This is a genomic window from Pseudomonas sp. CC11G (genome assembly GCF_056174845.1).
On sequence record NZ_JBWBZC010000014.1, the window covers coordinates 1 to 20,115 of the forward strand.

The following is a 20,115-nucleotide window of genomic DNA, read 5'->3' on the forward strand; positions in this document are numbered from 1 at the left end:
GCCCAGTTCACGGTTTTCACCCGTTCCTGGCGGAACCAGATCAGGTAGTGGGCGTGCAGTTTGGAAATCGACACCGCCAGCACGCCAGCGCTGTGGGCAGCCAGTTCAGACAGATGCGGCACGTCGCGGCTCAGGTTGTCGCTGCTGAAGAGCGGGCCGTTGTCCTGGCTGCTCAGCCAGTTGGCCAGCTCCAGTATTTGCGCATCTTCGGGGCATCGCCGACCCGCACGCAGGTGTCGGCCGTCACGATGGCCGCGCCTTGCGCCTGGGCAAACGCCAGCACCACCTCGGGCAGGTTTTTAAAGCCTTCGGTCACGCTGTCGTAGTCGGCCATGCCGGCCAGCAAACGCACGATCAGGTGGCGCAGTTCCAGCTTGCGCTGGGCTTGCAGGCCGGCTTCGGTGGCGTCGATTTGCAGGGCCAGAATGCGCGCCAGCAACTCGCAGGTGGTGCGGGTTTTATGGCTGAGCTGGCGGGGTGTGGTCGTGGCAGGAAATCAGGCCCCACAGGCGATCGCGCACCCGATGGACACCGACATAGAGGCCAGCGTGCCCATGTTGCGCATGTAGTGCAGGTGAACCGGCGAGACGCTGCGCAACGAGGCAAAGCCCAAATCCAGCGGCTGTTGGGTGGCCGGATTCAGCACCGGCACCAGCGGCGAGGGCACGTAGTTGGCATCGGGAATCAGGCGAATCAGGTTTTGCAGTACAGCGCGCGGGCCTGGGGGGAATGTCCGAAGCTGGGAATGGTGGCCCAGGTAGCTGGCGTAGCCGGGTTCGGCATGTTCGGCCAGCACGTCGCCATTGCCGGCGTCGTCGAAGCGGTAGGCCTTTACTCGACCAAAGCCGGTAATCCGGCTGAGTTCGTTCACGGCCAATTCGCAGATGGCTTGCAGGTCTTTGGCGGCATGCAGTTCGGCGACAAAAGTGCGCATCAGCGGATACAGAATGCCGTACGCCTCGCCGGGGTTACTGGCGCGCTCGAATTCAAGAATCAGGTGCTGGTCGTTGCGATGGCCCATCAGGGCAAATTCGTGTGGAGCGGTGCCGCGGGCAAAACGCACATCGCCGAGGTGAAATGGATTGGGGTCTTCACTGGACAAACCCGCCAGCCGTGCGGCAACTCCGGCTCGTTGAGCAAATCGGCCAGCTGCAAGCCCAGTAAATCCTTCGCTTCCAGCCCCAGCCACTCGCGAACGTTGTCGCTGACCTGCTCAATCGTGAGGTCTGCCGCTGCCACCACAAACAGGAAGCCGTGGGGCTGAATACCGCCCGGAATATGGATCGGTTCGTCAGCGCAACGCTCTACGGCGGCGGTTAGCGAGTCGGCGGCGAGGGTATTCATACTGCATCCTTTCAGGCCAAAGCCACGTGAGGTGGGCTGGCATTACGGCTTGGCACCTGATCAGAGCCGAGGGTGCGGAAAATGGTTTCAGAAATTTTTAATGGCCTGGATAGCGGCTTAGTTTGCCTTCGGCAGCGCTTTTACGGCGGCTAACCATTCGGGGTTGAGGCGCGGCTGGTCGGTGTCAGGCCCTGGGCCTGCATCGCGCTTTATGGGCGTCGATCTCGTGCACCATCTGGCTGAGTGAGCTGGAGTTGGCATCCAGCTGGTACATCTGGGTGATGCCCTGATAGTAGAAACGCAGTAGCTCATGGCTTCTGGCTGCTGGGCTTTTACCCCGGCTTCCACCTGGTGCATAACGTTGGTGATGCTCATCAGCGCGCGCTGAGTTGCCAACCGTAAACGGCAGCGCTCATCCAGGGCTGCGACAACAGTTTGAATTTAAACAAGGCCGCCAGCGCGACGACGGCCAGGACCACGCCGCCAGCGTTCCAGCGAAAGTTATCGCCGCCCGGCGTGCCGAACAGCATCACCGCCAGGCTGGAAAGCATGCGCCAGGGCGATAAAGATAACGGCAATGATAAAGGTGCTTTTGCGGGTTTGCTGGCGGTAGGTTTCGGGGTTTGCGGCTGGATTTCGAACATTTGGCGACTCTGGCAGGGAATGCGTGGGGCGCATTATTACCTATCGCGAGCGGGTGGTGGTTTTAGAGGTCTGGGTACTGCTTCAAGATTCTGGATCCCTGCCTGCGCAGGGATGACGGTGGACTACGAGAAACCTCCGTCGTCCCTGCGCAAGCGGGGACCCAGACTTTTGTGGCGAACGCGGGCCTTGGTGGCATCCAGCTCCGCCAACGCATTGGAAGTAAGGCCGCAACCGCACTCGGTTCATTTGATGAGGAGAGAAAACGTGGAGACATTCACCGGTGGTTGCCTGTGCGGCGACGTGCGTTTTGTAGCGAGTGGACAGCCCTATCGAGTTGGCGCTTGCCATTGCCTGGACTGCCGCAAACACCACGGCGCGCTGTTTTTTGCAGCAGCGATTTTTGCCCGCGACGCTGTGGTTATCGAGGGGCAAACCCGCGCGTACAAGGGCCGGCATTTTTGCCCGCAGTGTGGGTCGTCGGTGTTTGCATGTTCCGGGGATGAGGTGGAGGTGAACCTGGGGTCGCTGGATAAGATCGATCAGTTCGTGCCGACGTATGAGTGCTGGACGGTCAGGCGCGAAGGGTGGTTGCCGGCGTTTGCCGTGGAAAAACGGTTTGCGCGTGATAGGGAACCCCTGGTCGGTCGGGGTAGGCCTGCTTAACGCGGCCTCACACCCACCGCCGACCATCAGGCCGCCTTGGCTTGATCGACGGTCTGAATAAACGCGCTGATCTTGTCTCGCAGCCAACGGCATCGGGTCGCCATCGACGCTGCGGTGCCACAACATCACTTCGCGCATCACCGGAATTTTCACTGGCGGCGGCAAAATCCGCAGTGGTAAATGCGCGGCATACAACCGCGCCAATCGCTGGTGCATGGTGGCTATGCGCTGAGTGCCGACCACCAGTTGCGGCAGGGTGTTGAAGTCGTTGGTGATCACTTCCAGGCGGCGATTGAAGCCGTATTGGGTGATAAACCATTCCTCGATGCTCATGTGCCGGGTGCGCCCAAACCCCACCGACACATGCCCCATCTCCATGTACTTCTCCAGGGTCAGGTGTTCGCCGACCTGGGTGTTGCCGTTCCACACCACGCACACATGTTCTTCTTCGAACAGCAGTTGCCACGGGTGGCCTTCAACGATGTAGCGGTCGGGCACGATCATCAGGTCGACTTCGCCGCGCATCAGCAGCTCGCCCGAGTTGTCGCTGGGGCCGATCATTTCAAAGGTGATATGCGGGCTTCGGCGTGAATACGCTCGATCACCTGAGCAAACAGCACGCTGATCAGGTAGTCGGAGGTCACCAGGCGAAAGTGGCGTTTGCTGGTGCTGGGGTCGAACACCGGCTTGGCGGTGATGGAACTCTGAATGGTCAGCAGCACTTCACGTACCGGCGCCGTCAGCTCCAAGGCGTAGGGGGTTGGCTGCATCTTGCGCCCGACTTGCACCAGCAGTTCGTCTTCAAAGTAGTTGCGCAAGCGCCCCAGTACGCCGCTGGTGGCGGATTGGGTCATGTGCAGACGTTCAGCGGCGCGGGTGATGTTCTGCTCTTCGAGCAATACATCCAGCGCCACCAGGAGGTTCAGGTCCAGGTGGTTGAAACGCATGGCGGCCAATCTCTTTGTTGTATTTATTTTCGCGATACATTCCGGTCAAAGTATCAGCGCGTCAACCCTTCCTAAGAAATCCCCCACGCCGTTTTTAGCCATTTCCGCGAAAGCACTGGTGTGCCAACAGGTATCGCGTTTGCCGATAGGTCGCATCCCGACACGCGATTAGTCAGCTGCCAACGCCGACGGCACAGTTCGCCGCAGTCGGCCGTGACCGACACCACCACCGGCACCTTCATTCACCGCCGGATCATAATTTCAATGGAGTGGTAGCCATGAACATCATTGGCCTTGACGCCCTGATCTTTGGTGTCGATGACATCCAAGCCTGTACCGATTGCCTGCGTGACTACGGCCTGCACCCTGTCGGCGTAGATGCCAACGGCGGGCGCTTTGAAGCGCTCGACGGCACCGCGGTGATCATCCGCCGTGCCGACGATGGGAAGTTGCCGGCGGCCATCGGCCCGGGCCCATCGCTTCGCGAAACCGTTTACGGCGTAGCCAGTGCGGCGGACCTGGACGCCATCGAAGACGAACTGGGCCGCGACCGTCTGGTAACCCGAGACGAGCAGGGCGCGGTGCACAGCGTCGACGACCTGGGCTTTGCCATCGGCTTCCAGCTCACCGTACGCAAGCCCTTCACCGCGCCGAATGATTTGAGCAACGCCCCCGGCCATGAACCGCAGCGTCCGCTGAACCAGCCCGGCATCACCCTGGATATGCCCGCCGTGCCGCGCACGCTGTCGCACGTGGTGTATTTCGTGCCGGACGCTGCCAAGGGCGAAGCCTTCTACGCCAACCGCCTGGGTTTTAAAACCACCGACACCTTTGTCGGCGCCGGCCCATTTATGCGCCCGGCAGGTTCGGACGATCACCACTGCCTGTTCATGATCCAGACCCCGCCGCACATGAAAGGCTGCGAGCACTTCACCTTCCATATGGGCAGCGGCACCGAAGTGCTGCTCGCCGGCCGGCGTTTTGAGCAGAAGGGCTGGACCAGTTTCTGGGGCCCGGGCCGCCACCTGTTTGGCTCCAACTGGTTCTGGTACTTCAACAGCCCGCTGGGTTGCCACATCGAATACGACGCCGACATGGACAAGCATGACGACGCCTGGGTAGCCCGCGTGGCACCGCTGACCGCCGATAACTCGCAGCTGTTTCTGTTCACCTCGAAAGAGAAATGGGCGCCGGGTGGTCCGCCACCGAAGCAGGGTTGAGTGGTGGGTGTTCCCCTGTGCCGCAGTGACGAATTAGCCGAAGGCCAGGCCCGTGGGTTTGACCCGCACGGGCAGGGCAGAGACAGCATTTTTGCCCTGCGCCATAACGGCCAGCTTCGGATGTACCGCAATAGCTGTCCGCACCTGGATGTACGCCTGGAATACCGCAAGGACCGATTTATGTCGGCCGATGGCCAACTGATCATGTGCTACGCCCACGGCGCGCAGTTTTTGCCGGGTACGGGTGAGTGCATTTATGGGCCTTGTTTGGGGGAGAAATTACAGGCGGTGGCGTGGCGGGAAGAGGGGGGATGGTTGGTGTTGCTCTAGTCCCCTCTCCCTTAGGGAGAGGGTTAGGGTGAGGGGATTTGGGTTTGGAGTGCGCGCGCAGAACTGCGGCGCGGCCGGCCCTCACCCCCGGCCCCTCTCCCGCACGCGGGAGAGGGGAGCAAGGCGGGGGAGTTTATTTGGTATCTCGCGCCGCGATACATCCCATCCCTATAAGCGATTAGTCATCTTCCTGCTTTGCCGGGAAAGTGGCCCACAACGAAGCGGCGCCTGCGCCGTTCGATGAACAAAAATAACAAGTGAGACATGCCATGAATGCAGTCAACTCTTCATCTGTGAAGAAGGTCCTGATCGTAGGCGGTGGTATCGGTGGCCTATGCGCCGCCATTGCCCTGCGCCGCAAGGGCATCGCGGTTGATCTGATCGAACTCAAAGCCGAATGGACTGTGTACGGCGTCGGCATCATCCAGCAGAGCAACGTGGTCCGTGAGATGGCCAAACTGGGTGTTCTCGACGGCTACCTCGACGCTGCCTACGCCTTTGAAGATGTGGCCATCTACGGCCCCGGCGGCCAACTGCTGGCGCGCATTCCTGGCCAACGTCTGGCCGGCCCCGAGTACCCGGCCAACGTCGGTATCTCGCGCCTCGCACTCCATAACGTGTTGTGCAATACGGCCCTCGAACTGGGTGCCAATGTGCGCCTGGGCCTGAGCGTGGAAACCCTTACCGAACACGCCGATAGCGTTAGCGCGCTGTTCACCGATGGCAGCAGCGGCGACTACGACCTGGTGGTCGGCGCCGACGGCCTGTACTCGAAAGTGCGTGGCCTGTTGTTCGGCGACAAATACACCCCGCGTTTCACCGGCCAATCGGTATGGCGCTACAACTTCCCCCGCGCGCCACAGATCGACCACCTGGCCAACTTCCAGAGCGCCGATGGCAATGCCGGCCTGGTGCCTTTGGCCGGGGACCTGATGTACCTGTTCCTCACCTCCCACGAACCGAACAACCCGTGGATGGACACCGCCACCCTGGCCGAGCAGATGCGTGCGCGCCTGCAGGGTTTTACCGGCCTGATCGGCGAGCTGCGTGAGCAAATCACCGACAGCAGCCAGGTGGTCTACAAGCCGATGGAAGTGGTGTTCGTCAGCGAGCCTTGGTACCGCGGCCGCGTGCTGTTGATTGGCGATGCCGCCCACGCCACCACCCCGCACTTGGGGCAGGGCGCCGGCATGGCCATTGAGGATGCCGTGGTGCTCAGCGAAGAACTCACCGCCGGCGGCAGCGTAGAGCAGCAGCTGCAGCGGTTTATGGCGCGACGTTTCGAGCGTTGCCAGTACATCAGCGAAAGCTCGGTGCTGGCCGGCGACAAAGAGATGGCGCACGACCGCGAGTTCGACCGCATCGGCTTGGTGAAGCAAATGCTGGCGCGTACGGCTGAGCCTATCTGAGGAAAAAGATCCGCACCGAGGCGCCACCCGGCGCGCTCGGTGGTTCCGAGTTGTAACCGTAAGACTTGCGATGCGACCGCGCCCCACAGAGGGCGATAACAAGAAGAACAATAGCGAGGTTTCTCCATGGCTCGTTTCCAAACTGCCGCATTTCGCGGTGGACGCCCTCCCTTTGCCCTCAGTTTGGCGGGGCTGCTGGTTGGCGTACTTTCCGCAAATGCCCAGGCATTTGAGTTCGACACTGGCAATCCGGACCTGCGCGCCCGGTGGGACAACACCCTCAAGTACAGCGCCGCGTGGCGTACCGAGGGCCAGTCCGACAAACTCAGCGAGGCACAAAACCTCAACGACGGCGACAACAACCTCGACAAGGGGCTGATCTCCAACCGTCTGGATGTGCTCTCGGAAATGGACATCACCTATAAAAATATCGGCGCCCGCGTCAGCGGCGCAGCCTGGTATGACGATGTCTACAACAAGCCCAACGACAACGATGCTGATGGCAACGTCAACAGCTACTCGGTAGACCCCGACCACTTCACCGACGACACCCGCAAGCTGCACGGCCGCAAGGGCGAGCTGCTGGATGCGTTTCTGTTTGGCCGCACGGAAATCGGCGATATGCCGGTGTCCGGGCGCATCGGTCAATACGCCATGCAGTGGGGCGAAAGCCTGTTTTACGGCATGAACGGCATTGCCGGCGGTATGGCACCTATCGACGTGGTGAAAGGCCTGTCGGTACCCAACACCCAGTTCAAAGAACTGATTCGCCCGGTTGAGCAGGTGTCCGGTCAGTTGCAACTGACCCCGGATGTCACCTTCGGCGCCTACTACCAGTTCGAATGGGAAGCCAACCGCTTGCCGGCCGCTGGCAGCTACTTCTCCACCGATGACTTCTTCGGCGATGGCAACGAGCGCATGTATGTGGGCGCGCCGCTGTTCCCCGGTGGCGAGCCGCTGGCCTTCTACCACGGCAAAGACAAAGACGCGAAAGACTCGGGGCAGGGCGGTATGCAACTGCGCTGGCGCACCGAAACCGTGGACTGGGGTTTTTACGCCATTCGCTTCCACGACAAGTCGCCACAGCTGAATGTGCGCCCCAACTTCGCCGCTCTCGACCCCTTCACCGGCAAGGCCGGCGAGTACTACTGGGTGTACCCGGAAGGCATCGAGTCGGTGGGCGCGAGCTTCTCCACCACGGTCGAGCAATTCAACATTGCGGGTGAACTCTCCACTCGCTGGCATCAACCGTTGGCATCCACCAACCAGCATGCGTTGGCCGTGGACGAAAGTATCAGCAATGACGCCGACGACGCCGTGTATGCCACCGGCCGCACCTTGCACGCCAACCTGTCGTGGCTGGCCAGCCTGGAGCCGTCGTTCGTGGCGCCGGAAGCCAGCTTTATTGGCGAGATCGCCTGGAACCGCACCTTGAGCGTCACCCGCAACCCGGACGCCGTCGACCCCAACGCCGACCGCGACGCCTGGAGCCTGCGCATGGTGTACGAGCCAATGTACCGCCAAGCCTTCGCCGGCATGGATATCAGCGTACCGATGGGCGCGAGCTACACCCATGGCGCGTCTGAATCGCTGGGTACCGGTTTTGGTGCCGACCGCGGTGGCGATCTGAACATCGGCATCAAGGGCAACTACCTCAATACCTGGAGTCTGGGCCTGACCTACACGCACTTCTACGGCCCGGAAAACACCTTCCTCGATGCCAATAACAACTACACGTTCGAGCAATCGCTGAAAGACCGTGACTTCGTCGCCGTCAGCGTTAGCCGCACGTTCTGAGGAGCTACTGATGCACACACGTAACCCCTTTACTGCCTTGCTCACTGCGCTGGCCGCTTCGTTGCTGTTCGCCCAGGGCGTAATGGCCGCCGATGCCAGCTCTCTGAAAACCACGCTGACGCCGCTGGGCGCCGAACGCGCCGGCAACGCCGATGGCAGCATTCCGGCCTGGGACGGCGGCTTGACCAAAGCCGACCCGAACTACAAAGACGGCGGTAAACGCAGCGACCCGTTCGCCAGCGAAAAACCACTGTTCAGCATCAATGCGCAGAACGCCGCGCAGTACGCCGACAAGCTCAGTGCCGGCACCTTGGCGATGCTGAAAAAATACCCGGATAGCTATCGCCTGGATGTCTACCCAACCCACCGTACCGCCGCAGCACCGCAAGCGGTGTACGACGCCACGGCTGCCAACGCCGCCAGTGCCAAGCTGGTGGATGGCGCCTCTGGCCCGGCACCGCAGAATGCCCAGGGCGGTATTCCATTCCCGATCCCACAAAACGGCGCCGAGGCTATCTGGAACCATTTGCTGCGCTGGCGCGGGGCGTCCTGGCACACCACCTTTACTCAATATCTGACCACTACTGATGGCAAGCATGTGCTGACCAACGACTCGCGGGCCGACATGCAAATGCCGTTTTACCTGCCCGGTGGTGCTGAAAAAGATGGCGTGTTCTGGGCTATTCGCCTGATCAACGACGGGCCACCGCTGCGTGCCGGCGAAGCCATTCTCGGCCGCGAAAACCTGGACGCAGACAAAGCCGGCGCCTGGACTTACCTGCCAGGCCAACGCCGCGTGCGCCGTCTGCCCAACGCCTGCTGCGACACGCCGACACCGGCCACCGCTGGGGTGATGAGCTTTGACGAACTCTATGTGTTCAACGGCCGTGTTGACCGCTTCGACTGGAAGCTGGTGGGCAAGAAGGAGCTGTACATCCCCTACAACTCCAACCGCGTGCTGAATGCCGATTCGCCGGAAGCGTTACTGGATGAACACCACCTCAAATCTGACGCACTGCGTTGGGAACTGCACCGCGTGTGGGTGGTGGAAGCCACGTTGAAAAGCGGCAAGCGCCACGTGATGCCGAAAAGCACCTACTACCTCGACGAAGACACCTGGGCCGCCGTACTGGGCGAGCGCTACGACAGCAAAAACCAACTGGCCAAAGTGCTGTGGACCACGCCGATCGTGCTGCCCGACCTGCCAGGTGTAGTCACCGTTACCAACGGTTTCTATGACCTGCTCTCCGGGGCTTGGTTTGCGGGCGACCTGTTCGCCGGCAAGAACGAGCAGTACCGCATCGTCGCGCCATACGCCGACTCGGTATTCACCCCCGATGCACTGGCTGGTGAAGGCATTCGCTAAGTGGGCAGGGCAGCGGGGTCAAGGCCGCTGCCCGTTTTTTAGAGGCACACGTGATGAGTAAAAATCGCAAAGCGCTGGCGTTGTTGGTGTTGGCCATGGCTTGCGCAAATGCCGGTGCCGTTACGGCACTGGATGTGCTGAGCCAGCCGGCCGTGCAAGGCATGCAGGCACAACACGCGGTGCTGCTCGGCATTACCCGTGCCGGCGAACGGCTGGTGGCGGTGGGTGAGCGGGGCATTGCGCTGCTCTCCGACGACAACGGTGTTACCTGGCGCCAGGCCAGCGTGCCGGTCAGCAGCACGCTGACGGCGGTGCAGTTTGTCGACAGTAAACAGGGCTGGGCCGTGGGCCATGCCGGCGTGGTGCTGCACAGCGCCGACGGTGGCGAAAGCTGGACGTTGCAGCTGGATGGCAAACGCGCCGCCGCCGCGGAATTGGCGGCTGCACAGGCCGCCGGTGATGCACCTCGGCAAGCCAATGCCGAACGCTTGGTGGCCGATGGGGCGGATAAACCCCTGTTGGCGCTGAGCTTCAACAATAACCGTGAAGGGCTGGTCGTCGGTGCCTATGGCCTGGCCCTGCACACCGACGATGGCGGCGCCACCTGGACCTCCTGGATGGACCGTCTGCCCAACCCACGCGGCCTGCATCTATACGCCGTGGCCCAACAAGGCCAGCAGCTTTACCTGGCCGGCGAGCAAGGTTTGCTGCTCGGTTCGCAAGACGGTGGCGGGCAATTCAGCACGCTCACCAGCCCCTATGAGGGCAGCTTTTTCAGCCTGGCGTTGGAGCCAGCCGGCGGCGTGGTCGTCGGTGGCCTGCGCGGCAATCTGTTCCGCTCGGTGGACCAGGGCGCGAGCTTTCAGGCACTGACCAATCCCATCCCCATTTCCATCAACGCGGCCGTGGTCATCGACCGCCGATTGCTGCTGGTCAACCAGGCCGGCGGGCTGCTGCAAGGCGCGGTGAGCAGCGATGCCCTGCGCCCGGTTGCCTTGCCGCCCGGCGCGCCGTTGCTGGCCGTCACCCAGGCCGCCGACGGCGCCCTGGTAGGCGTTGGTTTTGCCGGGCCGCAGCGCTTGGCGACACCCCAACCATCGATTGCGGAGTAACCCCATGCACGTCCCGAGTTCATCCGCTGCGACGCCTATTCACAGCACCCTGGACGACTTCGACAGCCGCTCCGGCTCGCTGCTCGAGCGCGCGCTGTTCAACCACCGGCGTCTGGTGTTGCTGATCTGTCTGTTAGTGACAGCGCTGTTGGGCTGGCAAGCCACGCGCCTGGAACTCAATGCCAGCTTTGAAAAGATGATCCCCACCGATCATCCCTTTATTGCCAACTACCTGGAGCACCGTCAGGAACTCAGCGGCCTGGGCAATGCCGTGCGTATTGCGGTCATCAACCAGAAAGGCAGCATCTACGACGCGGCCTACCTGCAAACCCTGCAGCAACTCAATGACGAGGTGTATTTGCTGCCCGGTGTAGACCGCGCCTTTATGAAATCGCTGTGGACGCCGTCTACCCGCTGGGTCGGCGTCACTGAAGAAGGCCTGGAAGGCGGGCCGGTGATTCCCGATGGCTACGACGGTTCGGCCGCCAGCCTCGAAGCGTTGCAACGCAATATCGAACGCTCCAACGAGATCGGCCAACTGGTGGCCTTCGACCAGCAGTCGAGCATTATCTACCTGCCGCTGTTGGCTAAAGACGTCGACGGCAAACCGCTGGACTACAGCGCCCTGGCCCAGGAGCTGGAAAGCCTGCGCGGTAAATACCAGCAGCAAGGCATCGAAATTCGCATCACCGGCTTTGCCAAAGTGGTCGGCGATTTAATCGATGGCCTGCGGCAGATTCTGCTGTTCTTTGCCGCCGCCATCGTCATCACCGCCGTGGTCCTTTACTGGTACACCCGCTGCCTGCGCAGCACCGCATTGGTGATGGCCTGCTCGTTGGTAGCCGTGGTGTGGCAGCTCGGTTTGCTGCCGTTGCTGGGCTATCAGCTGGACCCTTATTCGGTGTTGGTGCCGTTTCTGGTGTTCGCCATCGGCATGAGCCATGGCGCGCAGAAAATGAACGGCATCATGCAAGACATCGGGCGCGGCATGCACCGCCTGGTGGCGGCGCGCTTTACCTTCCGCCGTCTGTTTCTCGCCGGCCTTACCGCGCTGCTGTGCGACGCCGTGGGCTTTGCGGTGCTGATGATCATCAAGATCCAGGTGATTCAAGACCTGGCCGTAATCGCCAGCATCGGCGTGGCCGTGCTGATTTTTACCAACCTGATTCTGCTGCCAGTGCTGCTCTCGTATGTCGGTGTTACGCCGGCAGCGGCGGTGCGCAGTCTGCGCAGCGAACAGGCGGAAATCGATGGCGCCGGCAAGCAGGCGATCTGGCGGTTTCTCGATCTGTTTACCCAACGTCGTTGGGCCACGATTTGCGTGCTGCTGGCGGCTGTATTGGCTGGCGGCGGTTACTGGGTCAGCCTGCATTTGAAAATCGGCGACCTGGATGCCGGAGCGCCCGAGCTGCGTGCCGACTCGCGCTACAACCTCGACAACGCCTACCTGACCCAACACTACGGCGCCAGCAGCGACATCTTTGCCGTGATGGTGAAAACCCCGGCTGGCGGTTGCTCCAGCTACGACACGTTGCAACGCGTAGATAATCTTGATTGGCAACTGCGCGGTTTGCCGGGCGTGGACTCCACCAACTCCCTGGCACTGCTCAACCGCCGGGTGCTGGTCGGCCTGTCCGAAGGCAATCCCAAGTGGTACGAGCTGGTGAATAACCAGGCCACGCTCAATATGGTCACGGCTGGTGCGCCACGCGGTTTGTACAACGAAGACTGCAGCCTGCTGACCCTCTATGCCTACCTCACCGACCACAAGGCCGACACACTTGGCCGCGTGGTGGACAGCGTGCAGGCGTTCGCCAAAGACAACGACAGCGAGCAGGCGCAATTTCTGCTGGCCGCCGGCAGCGCTGGTATCGAAGCCGCCACCAATATCGTGGTGAAACAGGCCAGCCACGAGATGCTCTGGTGGGTGTATGGCGCGGTGATTCTGCTGTGCCTGATCACCTTCCGTTCCTGGCGTGCGGTGCTCTGCGCCGTGCTGCCGCTGGTGCTCACGTCCATCCTGTGCGAAGCGCTGATGGTGTGGCTGGGCATCGGCGTGAAGGTCGCGACCTTGCCGGTGATCGCCCTCGGTGTCGGCATCGGCGTGGACTACGCGCTGTATGTGATGAGCATCGTGCTGGCCCAGTTGCGCCAGGGCGCGAGTTTGTCGCAGGCGTATTACCGGGCGCTGTTGTTCACCGGCAAGGTGGTGATGCTGACCGGCGTGACGCTGGCCATCGGCGTGGGCACCTGGATGTTTTCGCCGATCAAATTCCAGGCCGACATGGGCGTGCTGCTGGCCTTTATGTTCGTGTGGAACATGGTAGGCGCGCTGATTCTGCTGCCGGCCTTGGCCTACTTCCTGTTGCCGCAAACCCGTGCGGTAAACCAGACCCGTTTTGTACCTGTGACCGTGCGCGAAACGCTGCCTGAGCCTGCGGCCAAACCGCCCGTGCGCGCCGCTTTCGCCAAACAACAATAAGAGAGAACCGCCATGCCCTTTGAATTGAAAAGCATCGAGGCTGAAGCCTCTCCCACAGTTGACGGAATTCCCTTGTGGGAGAGGCTTCAGCCTCGATTCCTGCAAACCTCGACAGTTGCAGGAGCCCACCATGCCCACTAACCGCCAAGCCGGTTTGCCGCAATCGCTGCTGCTTCTACTCGGTAGCTGCCTGCCCGTACTCGGCGCAGTACTGCTCGCGCCGGTGCTGCCGCGTATGCAAGAACACTTCGCCGACACCCCCGGCGCCACCGTGCTGGTGCCTATCGCGCTGACCTTGCCGGCGCTGGTCATCGCACTGGTCGCCCCGTTTGCCGGTCTGATCGCCGACCGGGTAGGGCGCAAACCGCTGCTGCTCTGGGCCATGGTGCTGTACAGCCTTTGTGGCCTGCTGCCGCTGTGGCTGGATTCGCTCACCGCCATCGTCGCCAGCCGCGCCGGCATCGGCCTGGCGGAAGCGGCGATCATGACCGGCTGCACCACGCTGATGGGCGACTACTACAGCGGCGCACGCCGTGAGCGCCTGTTCGCTTTGCAGATGGTTGCCACGTCGTTGTCGGCCGCCATCTTTATGGCCGTGGGCGGCGCACTCGGTGAGAACGGCTGGCGTACGCCGTTTGCCTTGTATGCAGTGGGCCTGCTGTTTTTGCCGCTGATGGCCAAGCTGCTCTGGGAGCCAGAGGCGCAGACCACGCATGTTGCGACTAGCACCCGTAACTTCCCGCTGGCCCGTTTGCTGCCGCTGTACCTGCTCACCGTATTGGCGGGGATCAGCCTGTTTATCGTGCCGGTCCAAGCGGGCTTCTTGCTCAACTTATTGCACGTCGACGCCCCCCAACAGATCGGCATGACCATGGGCGCCAACCAACTCGGCGTGCTGGCCGGCGCCCTGGGCTTTGGTGTGCTGAGTGGTATGCGCGCTTCCCGGCAGTTACTGCTGGCCTTTGTACTGGCCAGTGCTGGCGGCTTGCTGATGGCGTAGCAGGCAGCCATGCGCTGGTGGTGATTGCGGTGCTGGTGAACGGTCTGGGCATCGGTCTGATGTTGCCCACGCTGATCACCTGGATCATGTCCTACGTCGACTTCGAACACCGTGGCCGCGCTGCCGGTGGTTTTACCGCGGCGATCTTTGCCGGTGAGTTCATCAGTCCGTTGGTGGTACTGGCGATGACGGCGGGCGACAACGCGCAACTGCCAACGGCGCTGATTGCCGTCGCCGTGGTGCAGTTGCTGGTGGCATTGGTGTGCCTGGGGCTACGCCATTCGCCCAGCCTGGCTCCTGCCAACACCCTCAACTGAACGAGTGCCGCCTGATGATCGACGTCATAGTCACCGCCAAGCGCCGCGAAGCCGAGGCCATTTTCAGCTTCGAACTAGCGGCCGTGGCACCTCATAACCTGCCGCCTTTCAGCGCCGGCGCGCATATCGATGTGCAAGTTGGCGACGGTCCGGTGCGTCAGTATTCGCTGTGCAACCAGACCGAACAGCGCGACCGGTATCTGATCGCGGTGCTCCAGGACCCGGCCTCGCGTGGCGGTTCCAAGGCCTTGCACGAGCAGGTGGAAACCGGCAGTCAGCTGCGAATCAGTGAACCGCGCAACTTGTTCCCGCTGGTACACGACGCGCAGTACAGCGTGTTGTTTGCCGCCGGTATCGGCATCACCCCGATTCTGTGTATGGCCGAGCGGCTGGCCCTGAGTGGTGCCGCGTTCGAGCTGCATTACTGCGCCCATTCCGAACCCCGTGCAGCCTTCGTCCAACGCCTTCGCGAGTCCTGTTTGCTCATCGCGTGCACCTGCATTTCAGTCAGGGCGAAGCGGCTAAACGGTTTGACCCGCGCCCGGTGCTGGCGCAAGTGAGCAGCGAGCGCCATGTGTACGTGTGCGGCCCCAACGGCTTTATGGACGCCGTCCTCGACAGCGCCCGCAGCATCGGCTGGAACGAGGCCAATCTGCACCGCGAATACTTTGCCGCCGCGCCGATTACGGATGCGGGCGGTGCCTTTGAAGTGCAACTGGCGAGCAGCGGGCAATGCTTGCAGATTCCGGCCGACCGCAGCGTTGCCGAGGTACTGCTGGAGGCCGGCATCGACATTCCGCTGTCCTGCGAGGCTGGCATCTGCGGCACCTGCCTGACCCGCGTGTTGGAGGGCGAGCCGGAACACCACGACCAGTTCATGACCGCCGCCGAACACGCCCGCAACGACCAATTCACACCGTGTTGCTCACGGGCAAAAAGCCCGCGCCTGGTGCTGGACCTATGAACCGCCTGTGTTTACCTCGCGCCTGCGGGCCAGGAGACCGTTATGCCTAATCCGTCCGTCCAAGCCTGCGACCCGCAGGCACCCGCAACAACAGCCAGCTACCCGCGCAACCAGTGGTACGTGGCCGGCTTCGCCTGGGAACTGGGTGATAAACCGTTAGCCCGTACCTTGCTCGGCCAGCCGTTGGTGTTGTTCCGCACCGCCAGTGGCGAAGTGGCTGCACTGGAAGACCGCTGCTGCCACCGCGCACTGCCGCTGTCGCTCGGTACGCTGGAAGCCGAGGGCGTGCGCTGTGGTTATCACGGCCTGTTGTTCGGCGCCCAGGGCCAGTGCCTGGAAATCCCCGGCCAGGTAAAGGTGCCGGGTAAAGCGCTGGTCAAGGCGTTTACCGTGCGCGAGCGCGATCAGATTCTATGGCTCTGGTTTGGCGATGCCACGCCCGTCGAAGAACCGCCGGCTTATCCGCACCACAGCAGCGGCCAGTACCTGTTTGAGGGCGACGTGTACCACTACGACGCGCCCTGGCAGCTTATCCACGACAACCTGCTGGACTTGAGCCACCTGGGCTACGTGCACCTGCTGACCATTGGCGGCAACGCGAGCATTCATATGAACGCGCAGATGCAGGTGACGGGGGACGAGTCCTCGGTGACAGTCGTGCGCCATATGCTCGACTCGGAGCCGCCGCCCACTTACACCGCCGCGTACCCCTTCAAAGGGCGCATCGACCGTTGGCAGGAAATTGAATTTCAACTGTCGCATTTGAAAATCTGGACCGGCGCGGTGGACGCCGGCAGCGAGCCGGTGGCCAACCCTGATCGCGGTGGCTTTCATATGCGTGGTTTCCATGGCATCACGCCGGAAACCGCCACCACCTGCCACTACTTCTGGACCATGGCCACCAACCCGCTCACTGACCCAGAAGGCACCACGCGCAAAGTGGTGGACCAGACCCGCCAGACCTTCGATGAAGACAAACAAATCATCGAGGCGCAGTTCGCCAATATGCGCCGCTTTGGCACCTTGCCGATGATCGATATCCACGTGGATGTTGGCCCCAATCGCGCGCGCCGTATCGTCGACCGCCTGCTCAAGGAGGGCCAGGTATGAGCCTGCACGAATTGCCATCGTTCAAACGCGTCGTCACCGGCCATAACGCCAGCGGCCAGGCCGTGGTCGCCAGCAGCGGGCCGACGCCCGATGTGTTTCCGTTAGCCGCCGTGCCCGGCACGGTGTTCTATGAAATCTGGAACAGCACCGCCAGCCCGGCCGTGCTCGACAACGCCAGCGACCCCACCGCCAAACCGTTGCAGCTAAGCCCGAGCCCCTTGGGCAGCGTGATCCGTGTGGTGGATATTCCGCCGGACAGCCTGCAAAACCAGATCAGCCCTGAAGACGCGGCCGCCGCCTTTGCCGAAATCGGCCAAGCCCATGCCGGCACCAGTCAGGCCGATTCCAAACACAAACTGATGCACCGCACCGAAACCCTCGACTACGGCATCGTCACCGAGGGTGAAGTGTGGCTGGTGCTGGACGAGGAAGAGGTGCACCTCAAGCGCGGCGATGTGGTGGTGCAGCGCGGCACCAACCACGCCTGGAGCAACCGCACTGAAGCCATGGCACGCATGGTGTTTATTTTGCTCGACGGCCGTTTTGCCGCAGAGCTGGGAGGCGGCCAATGAAACTCGCCACCCTGAAAAACGGCGGCCGTGACGGCCAGCTGGTTCTGATATCGCGCGACAACCAGTGGGCGCTGGATGCCTCGCCGGTTGCGCCAACCTTGCAACAGGCGCTGGAGAATTGGGCCAGCGCCGAACCGCGTTTGCGTCTGCTGTCCGATGAGCTTAATGCGGGCCGGGCAGTGGACGCTTTTTCGTTCGACCCGGCAGCGGCGATGGCGCCGTTGCCGCGCGCGTATCAGTGGTGCGATGGCTCGGCCTTTATGAGCCATGGCGCGCTGATGCAAAAGCCTTCAACCTCAAACCCATCGACGGCGCCGAACACACGCCGCTGATGTACCAGGGCGCGGGCGATGATTTTCTCGGTGGCCGTGACGACATTCCGCTACCCAGCGAAGCCCAGGGCATCGACTTTGAAGGCGAGTTTGGCGTGATCGTCGACGAGGTGCCGATGGGCTGCAGCGCCGAGCAGGCTTTGCAGCACATCAGGCTGATTGTGCAGATCAACGACGTCAGTTTGCGTGCCCTGGCACCACGGGAAATGGTTACCGGCTTCGGCTTTTTACAGGCCAAACCCTCCAGCAGTTTCGCGCCCCTGGCGCTGACGCCGGAGGAACTGGGTGATGCCTGGCGCGACGGCGCCGTGCAGCTGCCGTTGCAGGTGCAGTGGAATGGCGAGTGGTTTGGCCATCCCCATGGCGGCGCGATGAATTTCCACTTCGGGCAATTGATTGCCCATGCCGCGCTCACCCGGCGGTTGCGGGCCGGCACGGTGATTGGGTCGGGCACTGTGTCCAATGCCGATCGCAGCGTGGGGTCGGCGTGCATTGCCGAACGTCGGGCCATCGAGATGATCGAGCAGGGCAGTGCGCAAACCGCCTTTATGCGCTTCGGTGACCGGGTGCGGATGGAGGTGCTGAATAGCGCCGGTCAGTCGCTGTTTGGCGGCATCGACCAGCGCGTTGTGCAGGCGAAGCCATGAGGAGCTGCGTATGCGGGTACTGATCACCGGCGCCAACGGGTTTGTCGGCCGTGAACTGGTGCGTTGCCTATTGGCGCGCGGCAGTTTGCGTGGCCAAGCCATTGACTCTTTGTTGCTGCTGGACCGCGAATTTGCCGAGCCTGCCGCCGACCCTCGAGTGCGCCAGCAAGCCGGCAATATCACCGACGCCGCGTTGCTGCGCCGGGTATTGGCCGATGGCGTGGACGTGGTGTTTCACCTGGTCAGCGTGCCCGGCGGTGCCGCCGAAGCGCAGTACGACGTGGGCTATCAGGTCAACCTGCTGGCCAGCCTGGAACTGCTGAACCAACTGCGCAATAAAGCCCGCCCACCGGTGTTGGTGTACGCCAGCAGCGTGGCGGTGTACGGCGGCGACTTGCCGGCGCGGATGACCGAGCAGGCCGAGGTGAATCCGCAGCTGTCGTATGGCACCCATAAAGCAATGGTGGAGTCGGTGGTCAACGACCTGGCGCGGCGTGGCGAAGTGGACGGCCGGGTGCTGCGCCTGCCCGGTATCGTCGCGCGGCCACGGGAACCCAACGGCCTGCGTTCGGCGTTTATGAGCGACCTGCTGCGCGCGTTTGCGGCCGGCGAACCCTATTGCTGCCCGGTGGCAGCCGAGGCGACGTGCTGGTGGATGTCGGCGCGCTGCTGCGTCAACAACCTGCTGCGCGCGGCCGAGCTGGACGGCGCTGAACTCGGTCTGCAACGGGTGTGGCAGTTGCCGGTGCTGCACCTGTCCATCGCCCAGGTACTGGATGCGCTGGCCACCGCCTACGGCGAAGACCGCCGCAGCTTGATCAGCTTTGCCGCCGATGAACACCTTGAAGCGCTATTCGGGCGCTTGCCGCCGCTAAAAACACCACACGCCCGCGCCTTGGGTTTCAGCCACGACGGCAACGCCGCCGCCCTGATCCGCAACGCCCTTAATCCTGCCGCCCCGCGGCCCCTGTCATTAGCTGGAGCGCCTGCCCATGTCGCACGCCGCTGAATTGAAATCCAAACGCCGCCTGGTCGATTTGTCCGTCACCCTGGACAACAACCCCTATACCGATCCGCCGCCGTTGTTGCCCAAGATCGACTACATGGACCACCAGCAAGGCTGGCCGGAGATGGCCGCGATGTTCCCCGGCCTGCAACTGGAGCAGATGCCGGGCAATGAAAGCTGGGCCGCCGAGCGCCTGCAGATCACCACCCACAGCGGCACCCATATGGACGCACCCTGGCACTACGCCTCGACCACCGACGGCGGCAAGCCGGCTTTTGGTATCGACGAACTGCCGCTGGACTGGTGCCTGCAACCCGGTGTGAAGCTGGACTTCCGCCACCTGCCCGACGGCCATGTGGTGACGGCTGCCGAGGTGGAAGCGGAGCTGGTGCGCATCGACCATCAGCTGCAACCGCTGGATATCGTGCTGATCAACACCCGCGCCGGCGCGTTGTTTGGCCAGCCTGGGTATCTGGACGCCGGTATCGGCATGGGCCGCGAAGCCACGCTGTATTTGCTCGAGCGCGGTGTGCGCGTGGTCGGAACCGATGCCTGGAGCTGGGATGCGCCGTTCAAATACACCCGCGAGCGGTTTGCTGCATCGGGTGATGCGTCGCTGATCTGGGAAGGGCACAAGGCCGGGCGCGATATCGGCTACGGGCAGATGGAAAAACTCGCCAACCTTGAGAGCCTGCCGGCGACCGGTTTTGTGGTGTCGTGCTTCCCGTACAAGATCAAACATGCCTCTGCCGGGTTTGTGCGTGCGGTGGCGATTTTTAACGAGTGAGTGCGCTGCCATAACCAACGCCACTACCGGCTAGCGACTTTCGTGATTGGTCTATTGCCGTGCCC

General features: G+C 62.3%; 16 protein-coding genes and 5 pseudogenes. 15 read left to right on the top strand and 6 right to left on the bottom strand.

The window, feature by feature from the left end; translation table 11 throughout:
- From AC0V2S_RS17025 to AC0V2S_RS17045, 5 genes and pseudogenes are all read right to left on the bottom strand, one after another.
- Positions 1-233: GAF domain-containing protein (locus tag AC0V2S_RS17025; protein WP_475510921.1), on the bottom strand; the 233-nt coding region annotated here is incomplete at its 3' end.
- The gene (locus AC0V2S_RS17030; protein ID WP_475510763.1) at positions 173-439 is read right to left on the bottom strand and encodes a hypothetical protein; all 267 of its coding nucleotides are present in this window, start codon (positions 437-439) and stop codon (positions 173-175) included. The genes AC0V2S_RS17025 and AC0V2S_RS17030, both read right to left, overlap by 61 nt.
- A 57-nt stretch (positions 440-496) precedes the next feature.
- Positions 497-1,021: a GAF domain-containing protein gene (locus AC0V2S_RS17035; protein WP_475510764.1), complete on the bottom strand. Its 525-nt coding sequence runs from the start codon at positions 1,019-1,021 to the stop codon at positions 497-499.
- Positions 1,021-1,344, bottom strand: coding sequence for a hypothetical protein (locus AC0V2S_RS17040; RefSeq protein WP_475510765.1), 324 nt, complete (start codon positions 1,342-1,344; stop codon positions 1,021-1,023). Before AC0V2S_RS17040 ends, AC0V2S_RS17035 begins: the two co-directional genes overlap by 1 nt.
- Before the next feature lie 117 nt (positions 1,345-1,461).
- A pseudogene (locus AC0V2S_RS17045) lies at positions 1,462-1,988 on the bottom strand (DUF3087 family protein).
- 265 nt (positions 1,989-2,253) lie between these two features.
- On the opposite strand from AC0V2S_RS17045, the gene AC0V2S_RS17050 reads away from it, so the two are divergent.
- Positions 2,254-2,652 (top strand): GFA family protein, encoded by a 399-nt coding sequence (locus AC0V2S_RS17050; RefSeq protein ID WP_475510766.1) that lies wholly within the window; start codon positions 2,254-2,256, stop codon positions 2,650-2,652.
- Between the two features lie 26 nt (positions 2,653-2,678).
- Here the strand turns inward: AC0V2S_RS17050 and AC0V2S_RS17055 are convergent.
- Positions 2,679-3,599: pseudogene (locus tag AC0V2S_RS17055) on the bottom strand (LysR family transcriptional regulator).
- A 278-nt stretch (positions 3,600-3,877) separates the two neighbouring features.
- On the opposite strand from AC0V2S_RS17055, the gene AC0V2S_RS17060 reads away from it, so the two are divergent.
- The 14 genes and pseudogenes from AC0V2S_RS17060 to AC0V2S_RS17125 all read left to right on the top strand — a co-directional run bounded on the left by AC0V2S_RS17060 (position 3,878) and on the right by AC0V2S_RS17125 (position 20,050).
- Positions 3,878-4,819, top strand: coding sequence for a VOC family protein (locus AC0V2S_RS17060; RefSeq protein WP_475510767.1), 942 nt, complete (start codon positions 3,878-3,880; stop codon positions 4,817-4,819).
- A gap of 3 nt (positions 4,820-4,822) precedes the next feature.
- The gene (locus tag AC0V2S_RS17065) at positions 4,823-5,149 is read left to right on the top strand and encodes a Rieske (2Fe-2S) protein (RefSeq protein WP_475510768.1); all 327 of its coding nucleotides are present in this window, start codon (positions 4,823-4,825) and stop codon (positions 5,147-5,149) included.
- A 269-nt stretch (positions 5,150-5,418) separates the two neighbouring features.
- On the top strand, positions 5,419-6,558 hold the full coding sequence (locus AC0V2S_RS17070; protein ID WP_475510769.1) for an FAD-dependent oxidoreductase: 1,140 nt from the start codon (positions 5,419-5,421) through the stop codon (positions 6,556-6,558).
- 126 nt (positions 6,559-6,684) lie between these two features.
- Positions 6,685-8,355 (top strand): DUF1302 domain-containing protein, encoded by a 1,671-nt coding sequence (locus AC0V2S_RS17075; protein WP_475510770.1) that lies wholly within the window; start codon positions 6,685-6,687, stop codon positions 8,353-8,355.
- 10 nt (positions 8,356-8,365) lie between these two features.
- Entirely contained in the window at positions 8,366-9,721 is a 1,356-nt protein-coding gene (locus AC0V2S_RS17080) for a DUF1329 domain-containing protein (protein ID WP_475510771.1), read from the top strand.
- A 53-nt stretch (positions 9,722-9,774) separates the two neighbouring features.
- The gene (locus AC0V2S_RS17085; protein WP_475510772.1) at positions 9,775-10,833 is read left to right on the top strand and encodes a WD40/YVTN/BNR-like repeat-containing protein; all 1,059 of its coding nucleotides are present in this window, start codon (positions 9,775-9,777) and stop codon (positions 10,831-10,833) included.
- Between the two features lie 4 nt (positions 10,834-10,837).
- On the top strand, positions 10,838-13,315 hold the full coding sequence (locus AC0V2S_RS17090; RefSeq protein ID WP_475510773.1) for an efflux RND transporter permease subunit: 2,478 nt from the start codon (positions 10,838-10,840) through the stop codon (positions 13,313-13,315).
- 130 nt (positions 13,316-13,445) lie between these two features.
- Positions 13,446-14,632 (top strand): annotated as a pseudogene (locus AC0V2S_RS17095) (MFS transporter).
- A gap of 14 nt (positions 14,633-14,646) precedes the next feature.
- A pseudogene (locus AC0V2S_RS17100) lies at positions 14,647-15,596 on the top strand (PDR/VanB family oxidoreductase).
- 42 nt (positions 15,597-15,638) lie between these two features.
- Entirely contained in the window at positions 15,639-16,706 is a 1,068-nt protein-coding gene (locus tag AC0V2S_RS17105; protein WP_475510774.1) for a Rieske 2Fe-2S domain-containing protein, read from the top strand.
- A gap of 2 nt (positions 16,707-16,708) precedes the next feature.
- On the top strand, positions 16,709-17,278 hold the full coding sequence (locus AC0V2S_RS17110) for a cupin domain-containing protein (protein ID WP_475510922.1): 570 nt from the start codon (positions 16,709-16,711) through the stop codon (positions 17,276-17,278).
- A pseudogene (locus tag AC0V2S_RS17115) lies at positions 17,275-18,257 on the top strand (fumarylacetoacetate hydrolase family protein). Before AC0V2S_RS17110 ends, AC0V2S_RS17115 begins: the two are co-directional and overlap by 4 nt.
- A 10-nt stretch (positions 18,258-18,267) precedes the next feature.
- On the top strand, positions 18,268-19,266 hold the full coding sequence (locus AC0V2S_RS17120; protein WP_475510775.1) for an NAD-dependent epimerase/dehydratase family protein: 999 nt from the start codon (positions 18,268-18,270) through the stop codon (positions 19,264-19,266).
- On the top strand, positions 19,250-20,050 hold the full coding sequence (locus AC0V2S_RS17125) for a cyclase family protein (protein WP_475510776.1): 801 nt from the start codon (positions 19,250-19,252) through the stop codon (positions 20,048-20,050). Before AC0V2S_RS17120 ends, AC0V2S_RS17125 begins: the two co-directional genes overlap by 17 nt.
- The last annotated feature ends 65 nt before the right edge of the window (positions 20,051-20,115 follow it).

Coding starts and splice junctions, on each gene's coding strand:
- AC0V2S_RS17035 (WP_475510764.1), bottom strand. CDS start 1,021: ATGGGCCATCGCAACGACCAGCACCTGATTCTTGAATTCGAGCGCGCC.
- AC0V2S_RS17040 (WP_475510765.1), bottom strand. CDS start 1,344: ATGAATACCCTCGCCGCCGACTCGCTAACCGCCGCCGTAGAGCGTTGC.
- AC0V2S_RS17060 (WP_475510767.1), top strand. CDS start 3,878: ATGAACATCATTGGCCTTGACGCCCTGATCTTTGGTGTCGATGACATC.
- AC0V2S_RS17070 (WP_475510769.1), top strand. CDS start 5,419: ATGAATGCAGTCAACTCTTCATCTGTGAAGAAGGTCCTGATCGTAGGC.
- AC0V2S_RS17075 (WP_475510770.1), top strand. CDS start 6,685: ATGGCTCGTTTCCAAACTGCCGCATTTCGCGGTGGACGCCCTCCCTTT.
- AC0V2S_RS17080 (WP_475510771.1), top strand. CDS start 8,366: ATGCACACACGTAACCCCTTTACTGCCTTGCTCACTGCGCTGGCCGCT.
- AC0V2S_RS17085 (WP_475510772.1), top strand. CDS start 9,775: ATGAGTAAAAATCGCAAAGCGCTGGCGTTGTTGGTGTTGGCCATGGCT.
- AC0V2S_RS17090 (WP_475510773.1), top strand. CDS start 10,838: ATGCACGTCCCGAGTTCATCCGCTGCGACGCCTATTCACAGCACCCTG.
- AC0V2S_RS17105 (WP_475510774.1), top strand. CDS start 15,639: ATGCCTAATCCGTCCGTCCAAGCCTGCGACCCGCAGGCACCCGCAACA.
- AC0V2S_RS17120 (WP_475510775.1), top strand. CDS start 18,268: ATGCGGGTACTGATCACCGGCGCCAACGGGTTTGTCGGCCGTGAACTG.
- AC0V2S_RS17125 (WP_475510776.1), top strand. CDS start 19,250: ATGTCGCACGCCGCTGAATTGAAATCCAAACGCCGCCTGGTCGATTTG.